The following is a 1,952-nucleotide window of genomic DNA, read 5'->3' on the forward strand; positions in this document are numbered from 1 at the left end:
TTCACTTCACAAACAACGCCAGCCGTCCCTGATTACCCTGTGCGATTCCGTCCCCCTTCCCTAAATTAACCGGCAAAATATTCGGTGCCAGACGTTTCCAGGCCGCATCCACCGCCCGCTGGAACGCCAGTTCCTTTTCAGCACGGACATATTCCTGCCTGACCCACAATTCTGCATAATGTTGACGCGCTTGTACTGTTTCTGCCTCAATGCCCAATGCACTCAACGGATCGAGTCCAGGAGACTGAATACCCCGTTGCCCCTGCATCAATTGCTGATAACGCTGAAATTCGGCTTCTGTCAGCCCCCACGCTTGCGCCTGAATACGGTGATTTTCGGCCTGCATAACCTGTTGCCGGGTCGCTTTCGCAACCGTGGTTGTCTGTTCCGAGATAGCAACTTGTGCCGCCGAGGCTGACAGAGGCATGACAACGCCAACCAGCATCAACCAACACCTCTGGCTGAAAAAACCTTTTCTCATTATTGTCCCTCGTTAACTGACAGGGTTTGACGGTGCCCTTGTACCTGGAACAAAGCCTGATGATCGGAGATACTGACCAGAGTCCACTCAAATGCGCTTTCACCCGGAGTCAGTAAGCGCATTTGAGATATTTGGGAATGAGGATCTATGTCTCGTGGAATAATAACGGCATAAACTTGTTCTCCCCGACGTTCAATACCCGAAAGTATGAAAGGAGCAACTCTCTGTTTCTTAGCTCGAAGAACCTCCCGGTCAGGTGTGCCCGCTTTTTTACCAGCATGCTTTTCCTTCTGAGATTTCCACGCGATTAATGCGTCAACGCGTATTTCCTGCTGTTTCCCGATATTTTTCAGTACATTCACTGCTTCGGTAAGATCCTGATGAGCACGGCTTAAATCAGTAACTGACTGTGCGAGCTGTTTTTGTTGGCCGTTGACGGACCCCTGTTGCGCTATCAATGCCTGATGAAACCGGTCATTTTGCATTTGCCAGTCCTGACGGGAGACAAAGCCGGTATCTGCCTTATCAAGCCGTTCGTGCAACTTTTGCACCTCATCAGGCAAATGCTGGAATGATCCATTTCGCATCAATGACTGAAATTCTACTAACTGATGATGTTGCTGCCGTACCACGAATGCCAGCAACGCTATGCTGACAATAACAAGCAATATTGACAGATATCTCAGACATTTTTTTAGCAACAACCTGGGTTGAGTCTTTTGAGAAACCGCCTGCCGCAAGCTGTCAATTTCAGCTTCAGACGTCGGCGACAGCGACAGAGGAGGGATTTCAGTTGTCATACTACAACATCCTTGTTTGTTTTATTTAGCACTGTGCCTGGCATACTTTTCAGTATTACCGGATTGCCTGACAAAACAACGGACACAGAAATGCGACTTATTCAGGTCATGATTAGAGTCTAATCATATGATTACCCGATACCGAGAAACATACTGGGCAAAACCAGAAAGGATGACGATAAAAAACTCAATATGAAAAAATGAAAATTACACTCCAATATAGAGCATAAAATCTGTGAGGCACTACATTGGCGTTTATGCCGCTATAGCTAATGTAAAACCATCAACCATATTCCGACTAGCTCATTAATTTTGATGCTAGGATACCAACGTTCAAATTGTGCCTTTTAGCTCGCCATTCAGAACTGCCATCCGAGGGTTGAGTAGACCCGCCGGTTACCCAGACGGGCCCCTCCTCAGAACCGGACGTGCGGAACTACCGCATCCGGCTCCCGACAGATCAGTGTCCCCACACATATTCAGCGAGCCCAGAGTATAGATCGGGTTTTCCATTTAGTTGGATAACCCAGCATTTTCAGGATCAGATTCAGCTTTTTCCACGTCAGTCGGCGACGACCACCTTTACGGTTGAACCATCTATAGATTATTCGCATACTTTGGTAGATAAACTGCCCAACTCGTCTCTGGTTATCAGATATGCCGTGATAATT

The 1,952-nt window shown here is 47.4% G+C and carries 2 protein-coding genes and 1 pseudogene; all 3 read right to left on the bottom strand.

The features are described from left to right. Position 1: 1 nt before the first annotated feature. Complete coding sequence (locus tag D3222_RS24295; protein WP_369973540.1) at positions 2–481, bottom strand: TIGR03759 family integrating conjugative element protein; 480 nt, start codon at positions 479–481, stop codon at positions 2–4. After that, a complete protein-coding gene (locus tag D3222_RS24300) occupies positions 481–1,281 on the bottom strand; it encodes a hypothetical protein (protein WP_118988329.1) in 801 nt (266 codons plus the stop codon). The genes D3222_RS24295 and D3222_RS24300 overlap by 1 nt, the downstream gene beginning before the upstream one ends. A gap of 479 nt (positions 1,282–1,760) precedes the next feature. Continuing rightward, a pseudogene (locus D3222_RS25745) lies at positions 1,761–1,952 on the bottom strand (group II intron reverse transcriptase/maturase); the annotation flags it as partial.

This window comes from Photorhabdus sp. CRCIA-P01 (assembly GCF_003545805.1).
Classification (GTDB): domain Bacteria; phylum Pseudomonadota; class Gammaproteobacteria; order Enterobacterales; family Enterobacteriaceae; genus Photorhabdus; species Photorhabdus antumapuensis.